Source organism: Streptomyces poonensis, assembly GCF_014650915.1.
GTDB lineage: Bacteria > Actinomycetota > Actinomycetes > Streptomycetales > Streptomycetaceae > Streptomyces > Streptomyces poonensis.
Window position 1 is genome coordinate 24,957 of record NZ_BMVW01000001.1, and the last position, 23,717, is coordinate 48,673.

Genomic DNA, 23,717 nt, shown 5'->3' on the forward strand with positions numbered 1-23,717 from the left:
GCAAAGGGATCCCCAAGTGACCGCACAGACGCCATCCGCGCTGCCTTTCCGTGACCCTCAGCTGCCGCTCACGAAGCGCATCGACGATCTCCTGGGGCGGCTGACCCTCGATGAACGCATCGCGTTCCTGCACCAGTTCGCCCCCGCCGTCGAGCGCCTCGGCGTCGCCGCGTTCCGCACCGGTCAGGAGGCTCTGCACGGGGTGGCGTGGATGGGCCCGGCGACGGTGTTCCCGCAGGCCGTCGGCCTGGGCGCGACCTGGGACGAGGACCTCGTCCGGCGGGTCGGCGAAGCGGTCTCCACCGAGGTCCGCGCCATGCGCGCCCGCGACGACCGCGTGGGCCTCAACGTCTGGGCGCCCACGGTGAATCTGCTGCGCCACCCGCTGTGGGGCCGGAACGAGGAGGGCTACTCCGAGGACCCGAAGCTGACGTCGGCCATCGCGACCGCGTACACGCACGGTCTGCGCGGCAGTCATCCGACTTATTGGCGGACGGCCCCGGTCCTCAAGCACTGGCTCGCCCACAACAACGAGACCGAGCGGGACCTGACCTCCTCCTCGGTCCGCCCGCGCGTGCTGCACGAGTACGACCTGCGCGCCTTCCGCGAGACGGTCGAGGCCGGTGCGGTGGCCGGTGTGATGCCCGCGTACAACCTGGTCAACGGCCGCCCGAACCACGTCTCCCCCTATCTGGAGGAGCACCTGCGCACCTGGACCGACGAGGACCTCTTCGTCTGCTCGGACGCGGGCGCGCCCTCGAACCTCGTCGACTCGGAGCACTACTTCGACACCCACGAGGAGGGCACCGCGGCCGCGCTGCGCGCCGGCGTCGACAGCTTCACCGACCACGGCACCGACGGCTCGAAGATCGCCGCCCGGGTCCGGGGCGCCCTCGAACAGGGCCTGCTGACCGAGGACGACATCGACCGGGCCGTCCGCCGCCAGCTGTCCGTGCGCTTCAGGCTGGGCGAGTTCGACCCCGCGGCGGACCCGTACGCCGGCGTCGAGGACTTCGACACACCGGACCACCGCGCCCTCGCCCAGGAGGCCGCCGAGCAGGCCGTCGTCCTGCTGAAGAACGAGGGCGGCCTGCTGCCCCTCGCCGAAGGCACCCGCGTCGCCGTCGTCGGACTCCTCGCCGACGAGTGCAAGCTCGACTGGTACAGCGGCACGCTGATCCACCGCTCCACCCCGCTGGAGGGCCTGTACGAGCGGTTCGGCGCCGACCACGTCACGTTCGCCGAGGGGGTGGACCGGGTCCGGCTGCGGACCTCCGCGGGCACGTACCTCACCGTCCCGGAGGCCACCGGCGCCGAGGACGAGGTACGCGGCGCGGAGGGCGCCCTCGACCCCGCGCTGCTCGCGGGCCGCACGGACCTCCCGCCGCTGACCGCCGACGCGGACGGCACCGAGCTGGCGCTGGTCGACTGGGGCGGCGGCGTCCTCACCTTCCGTGCCCCGGACGGCCGTTACCTCTCGGTCGCCGACGACGGTTACGTACGCGCCTCCGCGGACCAGCCCGGAGGCTGGGTCATCCAGGAGACGTTCCGCCTGGAACCCCATGACAACGGTCACCTCCTCAAGCACACGGGGACGGGTGGCTACGTCTCTGTCGCCGCCGACGGCGTGAAGGTTGCCGCGCGGAACGAGGCGGATCCGGAGGTCTTCGAACTCGCCGTCACCGAACCCGGCGAGGAGGCCGTCAGCCGGGCCGCCGCCGGGGCCGACGTCGTCGTGGTCGTCGCGGGCAACGACCCGCACATCAACGGGCGCGAGACGGAGGACCGCACCACCCTGCGCCTGCCCGAGCACCAGGAGCGCCTGCTGCGCGCCGCCCGCGCGGCCAACCCGCGCACGGTCCTCGTCCTGACCTCGGCGTACCCGTACGCGGTCGACCACACGGATCTGCCCGCGCTGCTGTGGACCGCGCACGGCGGCCAGGCCGCCGGCACCGCCCTGGCGCGCGTCCTCGCCGGCGACGTCTCCCCCGCGGGCCGTCTCCCGCAGACCTGGTACGCCGCCGACGCCGATCTGCCCGGCCTCCTCGACTACGACGTCATCGGCAGCCGCCAGACCTACCTGTACTTCGAGGGGACGCCGCTGTTCCCGTTCGGGCACGGGCTGTCGTACAGCGGGTTCGCCTACGGCGGCCTGAGCTGCCGTACGGACGACGACGGGGTCACGGTGACCTTCACCGTCACCAACACCGGCGACCGGACGGCCGACGAGGTGGCCCAGCTCTACTTCCGCGCCGTGGACCCGTCGGTGCCGCGCCCCCGCCGCGAACTGGCCGCCCACCGCCGCGTCACCCTCGCGCCCGGCGCCTCCGCCGAGCTCGCCTTCCACGTCCCCCGCACGGCCTTCGCCTTCTGGGACGTGACGCTGGGCCGGCACCGTGTGCAGCCCGGCGCGCACGAGCTCCTCGTCGGCGCGTCGAGCGAGGACGTCCGGCTGACCACCACGGTCGACCTGAAGGGCGAGCCGGCCGCGCCCCGCCCGGTCCGCGCCCACGGTCTCGACGCCGCCGACTTCGACGACCAGCGCGGCACGGAGATCGTCGACCGTACGAAGACGTCGGGCGACGCGGTCACCCCCGCCGGGGCCGGCACGGGCGGCACGGGTGAACTGCTCTTCCACGACTGCGACTTCGGCGCCGGCGTCACGCGGGTCACGGTCGAGGCGGCGGGCGAGGGCGAGATCGAGTTCTCCCTCAACGGCGGTCCGGTCCTCGCGGTGCTGCCCCTCACCCCCGGCACCTCGGGCCCGTACGACTACCGCACACTGAGCGCCGGCATCGAGGCCGCCGGTGTGCACGACGTCCACCTCAGGCTGCGCGGCCCGCTGCGGCTCGCGCACGTCGGCTTCTCCGGTTGAGGGTCCGGAGCAGGCCGACACGGCAAGGGGCCCGGCACCGCTCCGCGCGGTGCCGGGCCCCTTCGCCGGAACGGACCGGATACCGGCTCAGAGGTCGATGTCCGTGAGCACCAGCACCCGCTCGTACGTGTAGTCCTCCATCGCGAACCGCACGCCCTCGCGCCCGACACCGGACTGCTTGACCCCGCCGTACGGCATCTGGTCGGCCCGGTAGGACGGCACGTCGCCGATGACCACGCCGCCGACCTCCAGCGCGCGGTGCGCCCGGAAGGCGGCCTGGAGGTCGTGCGTGAACACACCGGCCTGCAGGCCGTACTTGGAGTCGTTGACGGCGGCGAACGCCTCGGCCTCCCCGTCCGCCTTCTGCACGGAGAGCACCGGCCCGAAGACCTCCTCGCAGGCAAGGGTCACGTCGGCGGGCAGCTCGGCCAGCACGGTCGGGGCGTACGAGGCGCCGTCCCGCTCGCCGCCGGTCAGCAGCTTCGCGCCCGCGGCGACGGCCTCGTCGACCCAGGACTCGACCCGCTTCGCGGCGTCTTCGCTGACGAGCGGCCCGACGTCGGTCGCGTCGTCGTTCGGGTCGCCGGTGACCTGCGCCTCGACGGCGGCGACGATACGGGGCAGCAGCCGGTCGTACACCGCGGCGTCGGCGATCACGCGCTGCACGGAGATGCAGGACTGGCCGCCCTGGTAGTTGGAGAAGGTGGCGATGCGGGTGGCGGCCCGGTCGAGGTCGGCGTCGCTCGCCCAGTCGGCGAGGACGACGGCCGCGCCGTTGCCGCCGAGCTCCAGGGTGCAGTGCTTGCGCGGCACCGAGTCCATGATCGCGTAACCGACCTTCTCGGAGCCGGTGAAGGAGATGACCGGCAGCCGCTCGTCCTGGACGAGGGCGGGCATGCGGTCGTTGGCGACCGGGAGGATGCTCCAGGACCCGGCGGGCAGGTCGGTCTCGGCGAGCAGTTCGCCGATGACCAGCCCGGAGAGCGGGGTGGCCGGGGCCGGCTTCAGGATGATCGGCGCGGCGGCCGCGATCGCCGGGGCGACCTTGTGGGCGCACAGGTTGAGCGGGAAGTTGAAGGGCGCGATGCCCAGCACGACGCCCTTGGGGAAGCGGCGGGTGAGCGCCAGCCGGCCCTGGCCGCCCGCGTCGGTGTCGAGCCGCTGGGCGTCGCCGCCGTTGAACCGCCGGGCCTCCTCGGCCGCGAACCGGAACACCGACACGGCGCGCCCGACCTCACCGCGCGCCCACTTGATCGGCTTGCCGTTCTCTGCGGAGATCAGCCGGGCTATCTCCTCGGTCCGCTCGGCGAGGCGCCGCGAGACGTGGTCGAGTGCCGCGGCGCGTACGTGCGCGGGCGTGGCCGCGAGCTCGTCCCGTACGGCGTACGCGGCGGCCACCGCCTCCTCGACCTGCGCCTCGGTCGGCACACTGACCTTGCCGACGAGCCGTCCGTCCCACGGGGAGGTGACGTCGAAGCCGGTCTCGCCGGTGGCCTGACGGCCGGCGAGCCAGAAGGCGTGGGTGGAAGTCATGGTCCGGCCCTTCCGCGCTTGGGTGCTGTGCGTTTCGGATGTTCTTCTCGGGCACCACGGTAGGTGGCCCCGCCCGGCGGGTCGTTTGTCCGCCGCGTAGCACTGCAGGTCGCGAACGCGCCACTTCGTCGCCCCACGCGCGTACCCGCCCTACGCCTCCCCCGCCCCCGCCGAGGCCTTCAGCGCCAGCCACAACTCCATCCGCACATCCGGATCGTCCAGCGACCGGCCCAGGATCTCCTCCACCCGCCGCATCCGGTACCGCAGCGTGTGCCGGTGCACCCCGAGGTCCGCGGCGGCCGCGTCCCACTGCCCGTGCCGCGACAGCCACGCCCGCAGCGAGGCGACCAGGTTCCCCCGCCCGGTCGCGTCGTGCTCGCGCAGCGCCCGCAGCAGCCCGTCCGCGAAGGCCCGCACCGCGTCGTCGGCCAGCAGCGGGAGCACCGACCCGGCCGCGACCTCGTCGTGCTCCACCAGCGCCCGCCCCCGCCGCCGGGCCACCGACAGCGCCTGCTCGGCCTGCTGATACGCGGTCGCCGCGCCGACCGGGCCGGCCGGGCCGGACAACCCGGCGACCAGCTGGTCCTCCTCCGCCGTTCCGCCGCCACCCGAACCGCGGCCGCCCGTTCCGCCGCCGCGCACCCCCGGGCCCCGCAGCGCGAACTCCTCGCAGGCGCCCACCGCGACACCCCCGTCCACGGCCACGATCACCAGCCGCTTCCCGTCGGGCACCATCAGCACCGGCTCGCCCGCCCGCGCCACCGCGGCCTCCACGGCATCCGCCAGCCGGCCCAGCACCTCCCCGTCCGCCCGGTCCGCTCCGGTTGCTCCCGGCACTCCGGGCACTTTGGGCGCCATGGGCGCCATGGGCGCTCCGGTGGCCGGCTCCGCGACGACCAGCCGGAACGGCGCGTCCAGCAGATCCCCGTACAGATCCCCCGCCACCGCGCGCGCGTGATCCGGCTCCCCCGCGAGCAGCATGCGCAGCACCGCCGCCCCGATCCGCTGCTCGGCCGCGTGCAGCGACCGCGACCGCTCCGTCGTCAGCGTCAGCAGGGCGACGGCCGAGTGGACGGCGTACCGTTCGGCGGTGCCGGGCGCCGCGGCCGTCCCCACGGCCAGCGCACCCCGGGCCCGCCGCCCGGTCCCGAGGGAGTGCAGCTCGATCCGGTCGCCCCCGCCCCCGGCGCCGTCCCCGCTCTCCGCGCCGCTCCCGCCGTCCGCGCCCCAGCCCCCGACGACCGCGCTCGCCGGCGCCGGGCGCTCCCGCAGCCGCTCGACGTCCGCGGTGAGCCGCGCGGCCCGCCGCCCGGCCCACTCGGGCGCCGCCGCGACCACGGCACCGGCGGCGTCGTACAGCGCGGCCCACCCGTCGACCTGCGCGGCGAGCGCGCCGAGCAGCCCTTCGGGGCCGCCGGCCAGCGCCTGTCTGGTGAGCTCGCGCTGTGCCGCGAACCCGGCGGTCACGGCCCGGTACTGGTCGGCGGCGATGGCGGCGGAGACGGCCTTGCTGATCGCCAGGAACGGCGTGCGCCGCGGTACCTCCAGCAGCGGCAGCCCCTCCGTCTCCGCCGCGTCGGCGAGCGCCCGGGGCACCTCGTCGTAGTTCAGCCCGACGGCGAACCCGAGCCCGACCACACCGGCGCCCGCCAGCCGTCTCACATACCTGCGCATCGCCTGCGGATCCTCCGCGTCCAGCTTCAGCGCGGTGGTCAGCAGCAGCTCCCCGCCCTCCATGTACGGCACGGGGTCGGCGAGCTCGCTCACATGGGCCCAGCGGACGGGGACGTCCAGCCGGTCGGCGCCGGCGCGGACGGTCAGCTTGAGCGCGGAGTGGTGGACGAGGGAGGCGAGCGTCGGGGGCATGGGGCCTTCGCGTTGTTCTGGCCGACCTTCACGTTCTTCTGGCCGAGAGGTACGAACAGCCTATGCCGGTCCGGCCCGCCCGTACGGTCACGCGGTGACGACCGCTACCGCTGCCGCTCCGTCCCGTCCCGCAGATCCACCAGCAGCGGCGGCGCGTGCTCGCCCCGCACGTCCGTGAGCGACAGCACCGCGTGCCCCGGCGGCACCTCGTGCGCCAGCTGCGACGCCGACCACCGCTCCCGCTCCACCTGCCGCGTGGTCACCGCGTCCGTGGTCACCGCCTCGCCCGTCACCGCCTTGCGCAGGGCGTGGATGGCCCGGGTCATCGGCTGGTCGGCGAACACGGTGTGCTTGGCGACCTCCGTGGTCTCCACCCACTCCGTGCCCCAGGCCTGCGCGAACCGGCTGCCGTCCCAGGTGGTGATCCCGGAGAACGCCATCCGGCAGCCCACCGCCCCGTACAGCGGGCCGTGCAGTGCCTCCGGCACGTCGGCGATCGTGCGCAGGGCCAGCACCACGCCCGCGTTCTGCGAGCGCAGCCGTTGGATCCGGCGCACCGAGCCGGTGGTCACCGCCCCCGTCGCGTCGTCCAGGACCAGACAGGCGAAGTGGGCGCGCCTCCCCTCCCGTACGACGGCGTGGAACTGGGCGAGGACGAGCCGGGTGATCAGCCGCCCGGCCTCCTCGTGACCGTGCTCAGGGAGGTCGATGCGCACCCGGAGGGGGTGGTGGGCGACGGCCCGGAGGGAGAATGCGCGGTGCGTCCCGCCGCTGCCGAAGAACTTCGCGAACACCGGCCGGTTCAGCAGCGCCAGCCGGTCGGCGAGCGCCCGGCCCGGGTCGCCCGGCGCGCCGGTCTGACGCACGCGCGCCTCCAGTTCCCGGCGCATCACCTCGTCCCCGGCCACCGCGGCCCGCAACTCGCCCAGCGCCCCCGGATCGCCCTCCAGCAGCTCCCGCAGCTCGGGCAGCCCGGGAAAGCGGCCGTGCGCGGCCCGGTAGGCGCCGAGCAGCTGGGCCAGCGCGGTGGCGGCGCCCTGTCCGCTCACCGTGTCCAGGTCGCCGACCAGCGCCTCGGCGAGGATCGCGGCGGCCTCGTCGGAGTCGTCGCAGTCGGCGTACGGGTCCAGGTCGTGCACGGACGACGGGTCGCCGATCCGGACGATCACGTCGAAGGCGGAGTCGGGGGCCGGCGGGGCGCCGCCGGGCGAGGACACCACGACGACCGCGCAGCCGCCGGTCAGCGCCTGGAGCGCCAGTGCCTCCGTCAGCGGTTCCACCAGCGCGCGGGTCTTGCCCGCGCCGGAGGGGCCGACCGCCAGCAGCGAGGTGGCCAGCACCTCCGGACCGAGCGCGGCGCCCGCGCCGCGATGGGTGAGCGGGGTGCGCTCGGCGGCCACCCAGCGGCCGATGCGCACCTGTCCGACGAGCAGATCGTGGCGCGCGGTGCGCCGGGGCAGGTCGCGGGCGCCGGAAGGGTGGGTCCAGGCGGCGCCGCCCTGGCGCAGCACGGTCTCCCGGAAGTCGGGCTGTCCCGTCGTCCACGCCCGGCGAACGCGGACGCAGTCCACGTCGTTCATGCGCCCGGCGGCCACCTCGCCGGTCAGCAGCTCCGCCGCCTCGTACTGCCCGGCCTCCCGCAGCTCCGGCCACTGGGCGCGCGGCCGCTCCGGGGCGTGCTCGGGGGTCTCCGGCCGGCCACGGGAGGCGAGTCTCTCCTTCGCGTACGGCAGCCAGCCGCCGACCCGGGCGAAGGGCCAGAGGATGAGCAGGACGATGACGGCGTAGAGGCTGTAGACGAACAGCACGGATGTGAACAGGTGGTATCCCCCGGAGAGCACGACGACGAGCTTGAAGATCGTGTCGAGCACCGGGACGGGATCCCAGAAGGCTCCCGGGAAGGCGTCCGGGAACACCAGGGCCAGCACGACCAGCGCGCCCAGGGCAGCGGTCAGGGCGCGCCTGGGCTGTGGCCATCGCCGTTCGAAGAAGTACCGGAAGGCACGGCCCCAGCTGCCGAGCCGGCCCATGGCGAAGAAGATGAGGACGAACCCCACGTGCTGGTAGACGAACAGTGCCTCGTTACCGAACAGGCCGGCCTCCTCCACGGCGTCCATGGAGCCGCCCCACCACCAGTCGTCCGGGGTGAGCATCCGCAGGGGGATGAACTGGTACGGGACGGCGCCCCGGGACCAGAACGACCAGATGATCAGCCCGACGGCGAGGGGGATCACCATGCCGACGACGGTGACGGGCGCGAGCCGATCCGCCGAGCGCTCTTCTTTCGGCGGCCGGTATCCGAAGCGCCAGATGCCGGGCCGCGCCGCGGGGCGGCGTTCATCGAGCCAGTCGGCCACGGCCGACGTGGGTGGCGTCGTGGGACGTGGCGGCACCACCGGAGGCCCCGCCGGGCGCGGCACAGGATTCGCATGCGTACCCCGCACATCCTGCGTTCCGTCGCTGTCCATCGCCCTTGCCCCCTGACCAGCCGTTCCGTCCACCGTCAGCGAGCCAATCTAACGCCCCCGCAAGGGGAGTTCACCGTTTACGCGGCCGGGGCGGCGGTAAGGGGTCGGCTGCCCGCCGGGACGTCCCGGCGGGCCGGCCTCAGGACACCGTGGCCAGGGCGGCCCTCCGCCATGTCCACCACGGACAATCCGGCCCCCTGACAACGCCCACATGGAGCATGCCCAGCCGCGATCCCCGGCCCTAGCCTGCGGGAAAAGCAGACAAGCACACGTCGACGGCACCGCCGACCGCCACACGCAAGATCATCAGGGAGCTCTCATGACCGCACTTCCGCAGGAGCGCCGCGTCGTCACCGCCATCCCCGGCCCGAAGTCGCAGGAGCTTCAGGCCCGCCGCACCGCCGTGGTCGCGCAGGGCGTGGGCTCCACGCTGCCGGTCTTCGTCACGCGCGCGGGCGGCGCGATCCTCGAGGACGTCGACGGCAACCGGCTGATCGACTTCGGCAGCGGCATCGCGGTGACCAGCGTCGGCGCCTCCGCCGAGGCCGTCGTACGCCGGGCCTCCGCGCAGCTCCAGGACTTCACCCACACGTGTTTCATGGTCACGCCGTACGAGGGCTACGTCGCCGTCGCCGAGGCGCTGGCCGAGCTGACGCCGGGCGACCACGCCAAGAAGTCCGCCCTGTTCAACTCGGGCGCCGAGGCCGTGGAGAATGCCGTCAAGATCGCCCGCGCGTACACCAAGCGCACGGCGGTCGTCGTCTTCGACCACGGCTACCACGGCCGCACCAACCTCACCATGGCGCTGACCGCCAAGAACATGCCGTACAAGCACGGCTTCGGCCCCTTCGCGCCCGAGGTCTACCGGGTGCCGCTGGCGTACGGCTACCGCTGGCTGACCGGCGCCGAGAACGCGGGCCCCGAGGCCGCCGCGCAGGCCATCGACCAGATCACCAAGCAGATCGGCGCGGAGAACGTGGCCGCGATCATCATCGAGCCGGTGCTCGGCGAGGGCGGCTTCATCGAGCCCGCGAAGGGCTTCCTGCCCGCGATCCGCCAGTTCGCCTCCGACCACGGCATCGTGTTCGTCGCGGACGAGATCCAGTCCGGGTTCTGCCGTACGGGCCAGTGGTTCGCCTGCGAGGACGAGGGCATCGTCCCGGACCTGATCACCACGGCCAAGGGCATCGCGGGCGGTCTGCCGCTCGCCGCCGTGACGGGCCGCGCCGAGATCATGGACGCCGCGCACGCGGGCGGCCTCGGCGGTACCTACGGCGGCAACCCGGTGGCCTGCGCGGGCGCGCTCGGCGCGATCGAGACGATGAAGGAGCTCGACCTCAACGCGAAGGCGAAGAACATCGAGGCCGTGATGAAGGCCCGCCTCACCGCGATGCAGGAGAAGTTCGACGTCATCGGCGACGTCCGCGGCCGGGGCGCCATGATCGCCATCGAGCTGGTCAAGGACCGCGCGACGAAGGAGCCGGCCCCGGAGGCGACCGCCGCGCTCGCCAAGGCCTGCCACCAGGAGGGCCTGCTGGTCCTGACCTGCGGCACCTACGGCAACGTGCTCCGCTTCCTGCCCCCGCTCGTCATCGGCGAGGATCTCCTCAACGAGGGCCTCGACATCATCGAGCAGGCGTTCACCCGCATCTGAGCCCGCCCGTACCGGATCCCCGTGCCCGACCCTCGCCGCCCCGCCCCGGGTTCCGGTGCGGGGGGCGGCGAGGGTCGGAGGCGTGAAGAAGGTGTGCAAGGTGGATGTCGGGACGCGAATCCGTCTGTCGTCACTTCCTCCCCTGCCGTAGGTTCTAGCCAGATGAGAGATACACCCCGCCCACGGGAAACCGCGGGCGAGACCAGGCCGCGGTCTCCCCAACCTCGCCCTGGTCGTGCCGTCGCGCACACACCCGGAGCTTCCGGCTCCGGATCTCCTCACCGATCGGACGGCCGCCCGCCCCAGACCCCCCGGGGCGCGCGGCACACCGGTCAGGCCGGCCGTCCCGGAACAACCCCCCCTGGTCCGGGGCGGCCGGCGTCTCCCTCCCACAGCCGGACGACGGTCCTCCGCACCGTCCCGCCCGCCCTGCTCCTCGCCCTGATCACCTGGCAGGTGGCCGCCCACGGCCCCCTCGCCCGCGCGGACGAGCGGATCGGCGGCCGTCTGGTACACCCCGACGACGTCTCCCAGTTCCTCGCGGACCTCGGCAGCGTGCCGGTGGCCGTCCCGGTGCTGGCCGTGGTGCTCGTCGTCGTGGCCCTCCTCGCCCGCAGAAGGGGTACGGCCCGCTGGTGGCTCCCGCCCGTGGCCGCGGCCCTCCTCATGGCGGCCGTCCCGCTCCTGGTCGTCCCCCTCAAAGAGCTGGTCGACCGCCCGGGTCCACCGCCGATGAGCCCGGAGACGGGCTTCTATCCCTCCGGTCACACGGCGACCGCCGCCGTCGCGTACGGCGGGGCGGCCCTCGTGCTGTGGCCCTGGCTGCGCGCCGTGTCCGCGCGCGTCACAGCGCTCGCGCTGTCTGCGGCACTGAACGCCGGCACCGGTTTCGGGCTGGTCCGCCACGGCTACCACTGGCCCCTGGACGTGGTGGCGAGCTGGTGCCTGTGCGCGCTGCTGCTGGCCGGGCTCGCGGTGTTCCTCACCGCCCGCGCCCGGGGCGGCGGCACCCGGCGGGAGTAGCCGCCGCCCCCCGGGCCGAGCGCCGGGCGAGGCCGGCAGGAGGAACCGCCGGCCTCGCGTCCCCGGCTCAGCTGTCGAAGCCCAGGCCCAGCCGGTCCATGGTCCTCAGCCACAGGTTGCGGCGCCCGCCGTGGGCGTCGGCCCGCGCCAGGGACCACTTGGTGAGCGCGATCCCGGTCCACGCGAACGGCTCGGGCGGGAACGGCAGGGGCTTCCTGCGGACCATCTCCAGCTCGGTGCGCTCCGTACGCAGACCCGCCAGCAGGTCGAGCATGACGTTCGCGCCGAACCGCGTCGCGCCCACGCCGAGTCCCGTGTAGCCCGCCGCGTACGCGACCCGCCCCTGGTGGGCCGTGCCGAAGAAGGCCGAGAAGCGCGAGCAGGTGTCGATCGCGCCGCCCCACGCATGGGTGAAACGGACGCCCTCCAGCTGCGGGAAGCAGGTGAAGAAGTGCCCGGCGAGCTTGGCGTACGTCTCGGGCCGGTCGTCGTACTCGGCGCGCACCCGGCCGCCGTACGGGTACACGGCGTCGTAGCCGCCCCACAGGACGCGGTTGTCGGCGGTGAGCCGGAAGTAGTGGAACTGGTTGGCGCTGTCGGCGAGCCCCTGCCGGTTCCGCCAGCCGATCGACGCCAGTCGGTCGGCGGTGAGCGGCTCGGTCATCAGTGCGTAGTCGTAGACGGGGACGGTGTAGGACCGTACGCGCCTGACCAGGTTGGGGAAGACGTTCGTGCCGAGCGCCACGCGGCGGGCGCGGACCGACCCGTAGGGGGTGCGGACGGCCATGCCCGCGCCGTACGGCCGCAGGGTCAGCGCGGGCGTGCGCTCGTACACCCGCACGCCGAGGCGCAGGCATGCGCGCTTGAGGCCCCAGGCGAGCCGGGCCGGGTTGAGCAGGGCCACGCCCCGGCGGTCGTGCAGACCGGCCAGGAACGTCGGTGAGTCGACCTGCTCGCGCACCGCGCCCGCGTCCAGGAACTCAAGACCGTCCGTGAGACCGCGGCGCTCCATCTCGTCGTACGCCGCGCGCAGCTCGCCGGCCTGGTGCGGTGCGGTGGCGATGTCGATCTCGCCGGTGCGCTCGAAGTCACAGTCGAGCGAGTGGCGGGCCACGGTCGCCTCGATCTCGTCGAGGTTGCGGGCGCCGAGCTCCTGGAGTGTGTGGATCTCGTCCGGCCAGCGGGTGAGGCCGTTGGCCGGGCCGTGGGTGAGAGAGGCGGCGCAGAACCCTCCGTTGCGGCCGGAGGCGGCCCAGCCCGCCTCCCGCGCCTCGACGAGCACGACGTCCTGGCCCGGGTCGCGCTCCTTGGCCAGGAGCGCGGTCCACAGTCCGCTGTAGCCACCGCCGACGACCAGCAGGTCGCAGATCTCGGCCGCGGTGAGCGCGGGCTCGGGGCGGGGCCTGCCGGGGTCGTCCAGCCAGTACGCGACCGGCTGGGCCTCGGAAAGGGATTTCGTCCACCGGGTCATGGCACCAGGGGCCATGATTTCAACTCCCTACAGAGCTTCTGTCTCACACGACGGGTGTCGGTTCTGTCTCTTGCTATTCCTGTTGTTTCTTTCGACGGTTCGCAACGGCCGTTCCGGCCAGGACGAACACGACGGCGACGACGAACATGGCCGTGCCGATGACATTGATCTGTACGGGCGTTCCGCGCTGCGCCGAGCCCCAGACGAACATGGGGAAGGTGACGGTGGAGCCCGCGGTGAAATTGGTGATGATGAAATCGTCGAAGGAGAGCGCGAACGCGAGCAGCGCGCCCGCGGCGATACCCGGGGCCGCGATCGGCAGAGTGACCCGTACGAAGGTCTGCACGGGACCGGCGTAGAGGTCCTGCGCGGCCTCCTCCAGTCTCGGGTCCATCGACATGACCCGCGCCTTGACGGCCACGACCACGAAGCTGAGGCAGAACATGACGTGGGCGATCAGGATCGTCCAGAACCCCAGCTGAGCGCCCATGTTGAGGAACAGGGTCAGCAGGGAGGCGGCCATGACGACCTCGGGCATCGCCATCGGGAGGAAGATCAGCGAGTTGACCGCCCCACGCGCGCGGAAACGGTGGCGCGCCAGCGCGAAGGCGATCATCGTGCCGAGGACCGTTGTGCCGAGCGTCGCCCACGCCGCGATCTGCAGGCTGACCGCGAGCGAGCCGCACAGGCCGGAGACCCCGCACGGGTCGCGCCAGGCGTCGGCGGAGAAGCCCTGCCACGCGTAGTTGAAGCGGCCCTTCGGGTCGTTGAAGGAGAAGACGGTCACGACGACGTTCGGCAGCAGCAGATATCCGAGCGTGAGCAGGCCTGCGAAGACGACGAGACGGCGTCTGAACCAGCGTGCGAAGCGCGCGAAGGCCGTTACGGGAGTCGTTCCGGTAGTCATTGCGGAAGTCGTTGCAGAGCCCATTCAGACCAGATCCTCCGTCCCCGACTTGCGGATGTAGAGCGTCACCACGAGGAGAATCGCGGCCATGAGGAGGAACGAGAGAGCCGCGGCGGTCGGGTAGTCGAGAATCCGCAGGAACTGCGTCTGGATCACATTGCCGATCATGCGGGTGTCCGTGGAGCCGAGAAGATCGGCGTTGATGTAGTCGCCGCTCGCCGGGATGAAGGTCAGCAGCGTGCCGGAGACGACACCCGGCATCGACAGCGGCAGCGTGACCTTGCGGAAGGTCGTGAACGGCGTCGCGTACAGATCGCCGGCCGCCTCGTGCAGCCGCCCGTCGATGCGCTCGAGGGAGGTGTAGAGCGGCAGGATCATGAACGGCAGGAAGTTGTACGTGAGGCCGCAGACCACCGCGAGCGGGGTGGCGAGCACCCGGTCCCCGGCGGTCATGCCGAGCCAGCTGGTGACGTCGAGGACGTGCAGCGTGTTCAGCGCGCCGACGACCGGGCCGCCGTCCGCGAGGATCGTCTTCCAGGCGAGCGTACGGATCAGGAAGCTGGTGAAGAACGGTGCGATCACCAGGATGAGGACCAGGGTGCGCCAGCGGCCCGCGCGGAACGCGATCAGGTACGCCAGCGGATAGCCCAGCAGCAGGCACAGCACCGTCGCGGAGCCCGCGTACAGCACCGAGCGCACGAACTGCGGCCAGTACTCGGACAGGGCGTCCCAGTAGGTCGCGAAGTGCCAGGTGACCTGGTAGCCCTCCTCCAGGGAGCCCGTCTGCACGGACGTGGAGGCCTGGTAGACCATCGGCATCAGGAAGAAGACCAGCAGCCACAGGACACCGGGCAGGAGCAGCCAGTACGGGGTGAGGCGGCCCCGCGCGCGTGGGGGCGTCCTTTGCTGTGCGGTGGACGCGACAGGCGGTGGCGCCTCGGTGAGCGTCGTCGTCATGCGAGGGCCTCTTCCTCCGCCGTCCCGACGCCCGCGTCGATGTCCTGCGCCGCGTCCAGGCCGAAGGTGTGCGCCGGGTTCCAGTGCAGAACCACCTCGGCGCCCGGGACGAGCCGGGGGTCGCGGTCGACGTTCTGCGCGTACACCTCGAACCGGGGGCAGACCGGGCTGTCGACGACGTACTGCGTGGAGACGCCGGTGAAGCTGGTGGCGGCGATCCTCCCCGTGATGCGGTTGCGGCCCGCGGGAACCTCGCCGGAGTCGTCCGCGTGCACGAGGGATATCTTCTCCGGGCGGACACCGGCGAGGACCTTGCCGCCGGCCGTGGCGGGCGCGGAGCATCGCGCCCGGGGCAGCACCAGCGTGGACACGCCCGCCCTGAGGACGATGTCGTCCCCGCTCGCCGCGTCGACCTCGGCCTCGAGGAGGTTGGAGGTGCCCAGGAAGTTGGCGACGAACGTGGTCCTCGGGTTCTCGTACAGCTCGGCGGGCGGGCCGAGCTGCTCGACACGGCCCGCGTTCATCACGGCGACCGTGTCGGCCATCGTCATGGCCTCCTCCTGGTCGTGCGTGACATGGATGAACGTGATGCCGACCTCCGTCTGGATGCGCTTGAGTTCCAGCTGCATCTGGCGGCGCAGCTTGAGGTCGAGGGCGCCGAGGGGCTCGTCGAGGAGCAGCACCCTCGGGTGGTTGATCAGCGCGCGGGCGACCGCGACGCGCTGCTGCTGGCCGCCGGAGAGCTGGTGCGGCTTCTTCCGGGCGTGCTCGCCGAGCTGGACGAGCTCCAGCATCTCCTCGACCTGCTTCCTGACCGACCTGATGCCGCGCCGGCGCAGCCCGAAGGCGACGTTCTCGAAGACGTCGAGGTGCGGGAAGAGGGCGTAGGACTGGAAGACGGTGTTCACCGGCCGCTTGTACGGCGGCAGGTGCGACACGTCCTGGCCCCCGAGGGACACGGTGCCCGCGGTGGGCTCCTCCAGTCCCGCGATCATGCGGAGGGTCGTCGTCTTGCCGCAGCCCGAGGCGCCCAGGAGGGCGAAGAACGAGCCCTCGGGGACGGTCAGGTCGAGCGGGTGCACGGCGGTGAAGGAGCCGTACGTCTTGGTGATCCCCGAGAGGCGGACGTCACCGCTGTGGTCCGTCGCGGTTCTGGTGGTTGTCATGGTGTTCGTGGTCTTCTTCGTCACCGTCGTCACGCCCCTGTGAGCTTCGCGAACTTCTCTTCGTACGCCGTCTCTTCCTCGCTGGTCAGCGAGCGGAAGGCGAAGGACTTCGCGGCCAGGTCCCGGTCGGGGATGATCAGCGGGTTGTTCGCCGCGTCCGCGTCGATCTTCTCCAGCTCGGCCTTCACCCCGTCCACGGGACAGACGTAGTTGATGTAGGCGGCGAGTTCGGCGGCCGGCTCCGGCTCGTAGTAGTAGTCGATGAGCCGTTCGGCGTTCGTCTTGTGGCGGGCCTTGTTCGGGATCAGCAGGACGTCGGTCGACGTGATGCAGCCGCTGTCGGGAACGATGTGGCCGACGTCCGGGTTGTCCGCCTGGAGCTGGACGACGTCACCGGCCCAGGCGAGACAGGCCGCGAGGTCGCCGCTGTTGAGGTCGGCGGTGTAGTCGTTGCCGGTGAAGCGGCGTATCTGGCCCCGGTCCACGGCTTTCTGGATGCGGGCCAGGGCCGCGTCGTAGTCGTCCCCGGTGAACGCCGCCGCCTCCTTGCCCATGTCCTGCAGCACCATGCCGACGGTGTCGCGCATCTCCGCCAGGAAGCCGACACGGCCCTTCAGCCTCGGGTTGTCGAGGAGATCGGAGACCGAGGTCACCTCGATGCCGTCGAGTGCCTTGCGGTTGTACGCGACGACGGTCGAGACGGCCTGCCAGGGATACGAGTAGGCATGGCCGGGGTCCCAGTCGGGATTGCGGAACTGGGCGGACAGGTTCGTGTACGCGTGGGGCAGGTTGGCCGGGTCCAGTTTCTGCACCCAGCCCAGCCGGATCAGCCGGGCGGCCAGCCAGTCGGTGAGCACGATGATGTCCCGGCCGGTGTCCTGGCCCGCGGCGAGCTGCGGCTTGATCTTGCCGAAGAACTCGTTGTTGTCGTTGATGTCCTCGGTGTACTCGACCTCGATGCCGGTGCGCCGGGTGAACGCCTCCAGCGTCGGGTGCCGTTTGCCGCTGTCGTCGACGTCCATGTACTCGGTCCAGTTGGAGAAGGCGACGGTCTTCTCCTTCGCCGAGCGGTCCTCGGCTCTCTCGCCGCCCCGGCTCCGGCCCGCCGGGGGGATCCCGCAGGCACCGAGCGTGCCGAGGCCGCCGAGCGCGAGCGCGCCGCCCGCGGACGCGCGCAGCAGCGAACGGCGGGCCAGGGCGGCCCTGCCGCCGCTGAGACTGCGCCGCGCGGCGGCCCGTAGAGCCGGGGACGGGCGGTCGGGCTGGTACTGCTCCATGCGCGTGGTGCCCTTTCGGGAGGATGTCAGGAGGTGCGGCCGGGGTCAGCCGCCGAGGGTCACTGTCGGTCCCCGAAGACGGTGCGGTGCCAGTCCTTCCGGGCGACCGCCGTATTGTCGAACATGACATGCTTGATCTGCATATACTCCTCGAACGAGTACAATGACATGTCCTTGCCGAAGCCGGAGGCCCGGTATCCGCCGTGGGGCATCTCGCTGATGATCGGGATGTGGTCGTTCACCCACACGCACCCCGCCCTGATCTCGCGGGTGGCGCGGTTCGCCCGGTAGACGTCACGGGTCCAGGCGGAGGCGGCGAGACCGTACGGGGTGTCGTTGGCCAGCCGGATGCCCTCGTCGTCGGTGTCGAAGGGCAGCGCCACGAGAACCGGACCGAAGATCTCGCACTGGACGATCTCGCTGTCCTGGGCCGCGTCGACGATGAGGGTGGGCCGGTAGTACGCACCACTCCCGAGCTCCCCCTGGGGAGCCTCGCCGCCGGTCACCACGCGCGCGTAGGCACGCGCCCGGTCGACGAAGGCGGCGACGCGGTCCCGGTGGGCGTGCGAGACGAGCGGGCCGAGGTCGGTGCCGGGGGCGAACGGGTCGCCGAGACGGACGCTCTCCATGAGGGCGGCCGTCCGCGCCACGAACTCCTCGTAGAGGGGCCGCTGCACATACGCGCGCGTGGCGGCCGTGCAGTCCTGCCCGGTGTTGATCAGCGCGCCCGCGACCGCGCCGTGGACGGCGGCCTCCAGGTCGGCGTCGTCGAAGACGACGAAGGGCGCCTTGCCGCCGAGTTCCAGGTGGATGCGCTTGACGCCCGCGGTGGCGAGCTCCGCGACGCGCCGGCCGACGGCGGTGGACCCGGTGAAGGAGGTCATCGCCACGCCGGGATGGGCGACGAGGTGCTCGCCCGCCTCCGCACCGGTGCCGCTGACGATGTTGATCACGCCGTCCGGGACGCCCGCCTCGGTGGCGGCCTCGGCGAACAGGAGTGAGGTCAGCGGAGTGAGCTCGGCGGGCTTCAGCACGATGGTGTTGCCCGCGGCGACGGCCGGGAGGATCTTCCAGGCGGCCATCTGGAGCGGGTAGTTCCAGGGCGCGATCGAACCCACCACACCGATGGGCTCCCGGCGTACGTACGAGGTGTGGTCGCCCGAGTACTCGCCGGCGGACTGCCCCTGGAGGTGCCGGGCGGCACCGGCGAAGAAGGCCGTGTTGTCGATGGTCCCGGGGACGTCGAACTCCCGGGTCAGCTTCAGGGGCTTGCCGCACTGGAGCGACTCCGCGCGCGCGAACTCCTCGGCCCGTTCGGCGAGCACGGCGGCGAAGCGGCGGAGCACGTCGGAACGCTCACCCGGGGTGGTCCCGGCCCACCCGGGGAACGCCGCGCCCGCGGCGGCGACGGCCGCGTCGACGTCTTCGATGCCGGCCAGTTCGTAGGTGCAGACCTCGCGGCCGGTGGCCGGATCGACGAGGGTGTGCGTCCGGCCGGAGGTGCCCCGGGCCGGGCGGCCCGCGATGTACTGGGCGCCGCGCGCGAAGCGGTCCCGGGCGGGGAAGCGGTCCTGGACCGGGAAACGGGTCCGGGACGAAACCTGGCCGGAAACCGGAAGCCGGCGGGAAGCGGGAAGTCCGTCGGAAGCCTGGGGTCCGTCGGAAGCCGAGAGTCTGTCGGAAGCCGGAAGTCTGTCGGAATCCGGGAGTCGATCCGGGTCGGCGGTGCCCGGGTTCTGCATGTCGCTCTCCTCCGTGTCCCCTGGGGGCCGGGCGTAGCTCCAGCTCGATGTGGGTGCCGATCCTGACAGAGAGACAGCTCTCCAACAAGGGATTCCGTTGTTTCCTTTTGATTACGCAACGGAATCTGTCGACGAGGTGGTGCGTCGGCACGGAAAAGGACGGCCGGGATGTCAGTGGGGCGTGCCAGACTCGCGGGCATGGCGAAGATCGATTCTTGGGACGCCCTGACCAGGGAGGTCCGCACGGGGGCGAGGGTCAAGTACCTGCACTTCTGGGGGCACCGGTCACGGCCCGACGGCCGGATCGGCGCGAGCTGTCTGAGCCAGTGGTGGCCGTCGCCGTTCACGGTGGGCGGCGTGGAGTACGCGACGGCCGAGCACTGGATGATGGCGTCGAAGGCCCGGCTGTTCGGGGACGCCGAGGCGGAGCGACAGGCGCTGGCCGCGGGGCATCCGGCCGGAGCGAAGAAGGCGGGGCGGCTGGTACGCGGCTTCGACGACGCCCTATGGGAGCGGGAGCGGTTCCGGATCGTCGTCGAAGGCAGCGTGCACAAGTTCCGCGCCCATGCGGACCTGCGGGAGTTCCTGCTGTCCACGGGGGACCGCGTACTCGTCGAGGCCAGCCCGTTGGACCGGGTGTGGGGCATCGGACTGGCCTCGGACGACGAGCGCGCCTCGGATCCCGAACGGTGGCGCGGTCCCAACCTCCTGGGCTTCGCCCTGATGGAGGCGAGGGAACGGCTTCGGACGGACGGGTCGAGCGGCTCCTAGCCGGCGTGGGGGGTCAGGGAGGTCTGCGAGGTGAGGGAGGCGTGGGAGACGATGAGTGACGTGGAATAGCCGTCGTCGAAGGAGTCCGTGTCCGAGGAGTCGCTGTCGTCGGCCATCACGAGGATGAGGACGAACAGGCTCACGCCGAGCACGATCCCGGCCACTCCGCAGATGATCCCGGCCAGCGCCTGGCCCGGATTGGTCGCCTCGCCCCGGCGGGCCTTGCCGCGTGCGATCACACCGAAGATCAGTGCGAGCACGCCCAGCACGATGGCCAGCGGCCACATGCAGAAGACCGCCGACGCGATGATGCCGAGCACGAGGGATGTGGTCCCCATGCCGTTGCTCGGCCCGAACGACCCACCGGACCAGCCGTAGCCGCCGGCGGCACCGGGGTACGGCGGGGCGTAGGGGTGGCCGCCGTGGCCCGAGGGGCCGAAGTGCCCCGGGTGCTGCGGGTAGCCGTACAGCTCCCGGCCCGGACCGTCCGGGCCGATGGGGGGCGGCGGGACCGGTCCGCCCGCGGCGGGCGCGGGGTGGGGCGCGTACTGCGCGGGCGGGAACGGGCCGGTCCACGGCTGGGACGGGGACGCCGGGCTCACCGGAGTGCCGGCGCCGTGGGCGGGGCCGCCCGCGGCCGGTATCGGGGTGACCGGCCGCTGGTCGTACACGGAGTCGTGCACGGAGGGCGGCTGCGGCATGCCCGCCGGGGCGGCGTCGTCGGCAGGGGGCGCCCAGGGGTCCGGAGCGGAGGGCTTGCCCAGACCGACCTTCGGCTCGGGGGCGGTCGCGCCCTCCGGCCGGCGCTGTGCCGGGGGCACGGCATCCTCCGGCTCGGCTCTGCCGCCGACGGCGGTGTCTCTCGCCTCGGCGCCACCCCGGGAGACAGCGTCCTTGTCGGCACCACCCCAGGAGACAGCGCCCTTGTCGGCGCTGTTGCCAAGAGCGGCGTTCAGCGGCTCGGCGCCGTTGCCAAAAGCGGGGTTCAGCGGCTCGGCACCGTCGTCGGGAGCAGCGTCTCGCTGCTCGGTGCCCTCCTGGGAAGCGGCGTCCCTCAGCTCGGCACTGGCACCGACGGTGGCAGCGGTGCTGGTGGTGCCAGCTGTGGCAGCAGTGGCGGTGCCGGCCGTCGGTTCACCGTCCCGCGGGGCAGCCCACGGATCCGATGCCGATCCCGGACCGTCCGGCATCCCGGGCGTCTGTGCCTCGTCGGACATGCGTGGGCCCCCCTCTGTCGAAACGTTCCGTCATGCTACGGCCCACGCTTCCCTCGCACGGGACGCCGCCTACGATGATCCCTGAGCCACCGATCAGCCGATCACCCGCGTCCCCCGGCCCCGCCCGGTCCGGGGACCCCGTTCCCGGGGAGGAACCATGACCGACCACCACGCAGCACCCGACGGCCCCGCCGCCCCCTCCGGCCTCACCGCACCCGGGACGCCCCCCGGACCCACCGGCCCCGACGCCGCCGTCCGCCCCGGACTGCGGGAGTTCATCGCCGGGCTGCCCAAGGCCGAACTGCACGTGCACCACGTCGGCTCCGCCTCCCCTCGTATCGTCTCGGAGCTGGCCGCCCGGCATCCCGACTCCAAGGTGCCGACCGACCCCGAGGCCCTCGTCGACTACTTCACGTTCACGGACTTCGCCCACTTCATCGAGGTGTACCTGTCCGTGGTCGACCTCATCCGCACCCCGGAGGACGTCCGGCTGCTGACGTACGAAGTGGCGCGGGACCTCGCCCGGCAGCAGGTGCGCTACGCCGAGCTGACGATCACCCCGTACTCCTCCACCCGCCGCGGTATCGACGAGCGCGCCTTCATGGACGCGATCGAGGACGCCCGCAAGGCGGCCGAGGCGGAGTTCGGCACCGTACTGCGCTGGTGCTTCGACATCCCCGGCGAGGCCGGGCTCACTTCGGCGGAGGAGACCGTCCGGCTCGCCACCGACGACCGGCTGCGCCCGGAGGGCCTGGTCTCCTTCGGACTCGGCGGGCCGGAGATCGGCGTACCGCGGCCGCAGTTCAAGCCGTACTTCGACCGGGCGATCGCGGCCGGACTGCGCTCCGTGCCGCACGCGGGCGAGACCACCGGCCCGGAGACGGTCTGGGACGCGCTGACCGAGCTGCGCGCCGAGCGCATCGGCCACGGCACCAGCTCCGCACGCGACCCGAAGCTCCTCGCCCACCTCGCCGAGCACCGCATCCCGCTGGAGGTCTGCCCGACCTCCAACATCGCCACGCGCGCGGTCCGCACCCTCGACGAGCACCCCATCAAGGAGTTCGTGCGGGCCGGGGTCCTGGTCACGATCAACTCCGACGACCCGCCGATGTTCGGCACCGACCTCAACAACGAGTACGCGGTCGCCGCCCGCCTCCTCGAGCTCGACGAGCAGGGCGTGGCGGCCCTCGCCAGGACCGCGGTGGAGGCCTCCTTCCTGGACCCGGCCGGCAAGGCCCGCATCCTGGACGAGATCGACGCGTACACCTCGGCCTGGTCCACGCCCTGATCCGGCCGCCGCACCGCGCGGACCGCGAGAGCGCCGAGTCACCGACCGAGCCGGCAGAAGGGGCGCCATGCGCACCGTGACCGCCGTGGCCCACCGCGGCCACCCGTACCGTGCCCGCGAGAACACGGTCGACTCGCTGCGCTCCGCGTTCCGGGCGGGCGCGGACGCGGTGGAGGTGGACGTCCGGCTGACCCGGGACGGCGTCCCCGTGCTGCTTCACGACGCGACACTGAAACGGCTGTGGGGGCGGGACCTTCCGCTGGCCGCCCTCTCCTCGGCCGAGGTGCACGGCCTCACCGGCGGGGGCGTGCCGACCCTGGCCGACGCCCTGCTCGCCGCCGGGGACGCCGGAGCCGCGGGGAACACCGGAGAAGGCCGGCTGATGCTCGACCTGCCGGGCGGGGCCGATCCCGGCGCGGTACGACGCGTCGTGGACGTCGTACGGGAGTGCGGCGCCGAGGACCGTGTGTACTACTGCGCGGGCCCCGCCGCCATGCTCGCGGTGCGCGCCGCCGCCCCGGACGCGGAGATCGCCCTGACCTGGACGACCCTCGCCCCGCCCCGCCCGGTACTCCTCACCGCCGTACGCCCGCGCTGGCTCAACTACCGCTTCGGCCTGGTGACATCGCAGCTCGCCGCCCGCGTCCACCGGGACGGGTACCTGTTGTCGGTGTGGACGCCCGACACCCGGCGGTCGATGCGGCGACTGCTCGACGCCGGCGTCGACTCGATCACCACGAACCGCATCGACGCGCTGTGCGCGCTGCGAAAGCCCCGCTGACCGGCTCCCGGCCGTCCGGCTGCCGGGCGCAACCCCCGGTCGGCCCTCACGCGGCCGTGGCCACCGGCACGGCGCCCGGGCCGCCGAGCGCCTCCAGCCGCTTGATCTTCTTCCGTACGAGGTACAGCGGGATGATCCCGAAGACCCCGAACGCCATGTCGATCACGCTCCACCAGAAGGGGATCCCCCGGATCGGCCCGCAGATCAGGGCGAGCGGGAGGATGCCGACGCAGGCGATCATGCCGAACTCGATGACCCAGATGTTGCGGACGGGATCGCGGTAGGGGCCGTAGAAGGCGACCGCGATCACGAGGTGGGCGAAGGCGAGCCAGTCCGTGCCGTACAGGAGGAACGGGTACTCGGCGTCGGCTTCGTCGAGGCCCCGCCGTACGCGCTCGATCCATTCCATGAGCCCCGGCAGGTGCTCGGGCACGGACAGGGACCGCAACAGCTCCTCGGCCCAGCGGAGTTCGTGCACCAGCGGGAAGGCGGTGGCGCCGCTGAGCACCAGACAGACGACGAAGAAGGCCAGCCAGACGCGAATGCCCCTGAGCAGGGCGGCTCTGTCGCTCATGACGGCAGCGTACGCCCGCCGTTGAACATGTTCAAAAACCGGGACGGCGGGGACGGCATGGGGCGACAGCAAGAGATGTGCCCGCGTCGAACACCGCGGCCCCGGGCGGGAGGGTTCCCGTCCGGGGCCGCACGCGCGCAGGCGTCA

Annotated in this window: 17 protein-coding genes; 6 read left to right on the top strand and 11 right to left on the bottom strand. The window is 72.5% G+C overall.

Annotation, left to right across the window (positions count from 1 at the left end):
• Window positions 1–16 precede the first annotated feature (16 nt).
• On the top strand, window positions 17–2,875 hold the full coding sequence (locus IE242_RS00095; protein WP_189854036.1) for a glycoside hydrolase family 3 C-terminal domain-containing protein: 2,859 nt from the start codon (window positions 17–19) through the stop codon (window positions 2,873–2,875).
• A gap of 87 nt (window positions 2,876–2,962) precedes the next feature.
• Here IE242_RS00095 and IE242_RS00100 read toward each other — a convergent pair whose 3' ends face one another.
• The 3 genes from IE242_RS00100 to IE242_RS00110 form a co-directional block, all read right to left on the bottom strand.
• Window positions 2,963–4,408 carry an aldehyde dehydrogenase family protein gene (locus tag IE242_RS00100; protein WP_189854037.1) on the bottom strand — a complete coding sequence of 482 codons (1,446 nt, stop codon included), beginning with the start codon at window positions 4,406–4,408 and terminating at the stop codon, window positions 2,963–2,965.
• Between the two features lie 150 nt (window positions 4,409–4,558).
• On the bottom strand, window positions 4,559–6,274 hold the full coding sequence (locus IE242_RS00105; RefSeq protein ID WP_189854038.1) for a PucR family transcriptional regulator: 1,716 nt from the start codon (window positions 6,272–6,274) through the stop codon (window positions 4,559–4,561).
• A 104-nt stretch (window positions 6,275–6,378) separates the two neighbouring features.
• Window positions 6,379–8,742, bottom strand: coding sequence for an ATP/GTP-binding protein (locus IE242_RS00110; protein WP_189854039.1), 2,364 nt, complete (start codon window positions 8,740–8,742; stop codon window positions 6,379–6,381).
• Between the two features lie 319 nt (window positions 8,743–9,061).
• Here IE242_RS00110 and gabT point away from each other — a divergent pair, with 319 nt between their 5' ends.
• The gene (gene gabT / locus IE242_RS00115; RefSeq protein ID WP_189854040.1) at window positions 9,062–10,396 is read left to right on the top strand and encodes a 4-aminobutyrate--2-oxoglutarate transaminase; all 1,335 of its coding nucleotides are present in this window, start codon (window positions 9,062–9,064) and stop codon (window positions 10,394–10,396) included.
• 162 nt (window positions 10,397–10,558) lie between these two features.
• Window positions 10,559–11,419, top strand: a complete 861-nt coding sequence (locus tag IE242_RS00120) for a phosphatase PAP2 family protein (protein ID WP_189854041.1) — start codon at window positions 10,559–10,561, stop codon at window positions 11,417–11,419.
• 67 nt (window positions 11,420–11,486) lie between these two features.
• On the opposite strand, the gene IE242_RS00125 is transcribed toward IE242_RS00120, so the two are convergent.
• Genes IE242_RS00125 through IE242_RS00150 form a run of 6 tightly spaced genes read right to left on the bottom strand, consistent with a single transcriptional unit; the run spans window position 11,487 to window position 18,939 of the window.
• A complete protein-coding gene (locus tag IE242_RS00125) occupies window positions 11,487–12,905 on the bottom strand; it encodes an NAD(P)/FAD-dependent oxidoreductase (protein WP_189854042.1) in 1,419 nt (472 codons plus the stop codon).
• Window positions 12,906–12,963: 58 nt separating this feature from the next.
• Complete coding sequence (locus IE242_RS00130) at window positions 12,964–13,797, bottom strand: ABC transporter permease (RefSeq protein ID WP_189854043.1); 834 nt, start codon at window positions 13,795–13,797, stop codon at window positions 12,964–12,966.
• 24 nt (window positions 13,798–13,821) lie between these two features.
• The gene (locus IE242_RS00135; protein WP_189854044.1) at window positions 13,822–14,754 is read right to left on the bottom strand and encodes an ABC transporter permease; all 933 of its coding nucleotides are present in this window, start codon (window positions 14,752–14,754) and stop codon (window positions 13,822–13,824) included.
• On the bottom strand, window positions 14,751–15,920 hold the full coding sequence (locus tag IE242_RS00140; protein WP_189854045.1) for an ABC transporter ATP-binding protein: 1,170 nt from the start codon (window positions 15,918–15,920) through the stop codon (window positions 14,751–14,753). Before IE242_RS00140 ends, IE242_RS00135 begins: the two co-directional genes overlap by 4 nt.
• Before the next feature lie 29 nt (window positions 15,921–15,949).
• Entirely contained in the window at window positions 15,950–17,197 is a 1,248-nt protein-coding gene (locus tag IE242_RS00145; RefSeq protein WP_189854046.1) for a polyamine ABC transporter substrate-binding protein, read from the bottom strand.
• Between the two features lie 59 nt (window positions 17,198–17,256).
• Complete coding sequence (locus IE242_RS00150) at window positions 17,257–18,939, bottom strand: gamma-aminobutyraldehyde dehydrogenase (protein ID WP_189854047.1); 1,683 nt, start codon at window positions 18,937–18,939, stop codon at window positions 17,257–17,259.
• Window positions 18,940–19,107: 168 nt separating this feature from the next.
• Here IE242_RS00150 and ybiA point away from each other — a divergent pair, with 168 nt between their 5' ends.
• Window positions 19,108–19,710 (top strand): riboflavin biosynthesis intermediates N-glycosidase, encoded by a 603-nt coding sequence (gene ybiA, locus IE242_RS00155; RefSeq protein ID WP_189854048.1) that lies wholly within the window; start codon window positions 19,108–19,110, stop codon window positions 19,708–19,710.
• Here ybiA and IE242_RS38495 read toward each other — a convergent pair.
• The gene (locus tag IE242_RS38495; protein ID WP_268249411.1) at window positions 19,707–20,927 is read right to left on the bottom strand and encodes a DUF4190 domain-containing protein; all 1,221 of its coding nucleotides are present in this window, start codon (window positions 20,925–20,927) and stop codon (window positions 19,707–19,709) included. The two genes, ybiA and IE242_RS38495, sit on opposite strands and share 4 nt — an antisense overlap.
• A gap of 157 nt (window positions 20,928–21,084) precedes the next feature.
• Between IE242_RS38495 and IE242_RS00165 the strand changes: the two genes are divergently transcribed.
• Window positions 21,085–22,215, top strand: coding sequence for an adenosine deaminase (locus IE242_RS00165; protein ID WP_229857901.1), 1,131 nt, complete (start codon window positions 21,085–21,087; stop codon window positions 22,213–22,215).
• 67 nt (window positions 22,216–22,282) lie between these two features.
• Window positions 22,283–22,996, top strand: coding sequence for a glycerophosphodiester phosphodiesterase (locus tag IE242_RS00170; RefSeq protein WP_189854049.1), 714 nt, complete (start codon window positions 22,283–22,285; stop codon window positions 22,994–22,996).
• Window positions 22,997–23,042: 46 nt separating this feature from the next.
• Here IE242_RS00170 and IE242_RS00175 read toward each other — a convergent pair whose 3' ends face one another.
• Window positions 23,043–23,570: a hypothetical protein gene (locus IE242_RS00175; protein WP_189854050.1), complete on the bottom strand. Its 528-nt coding sequence runs from the start codon at window positions 23,568–23,570 to the stop codon at window positions 23,043–23,045.
• Between the last annotated feature and the right edge of the window lie 147 nt (window positions 23,571–23,717).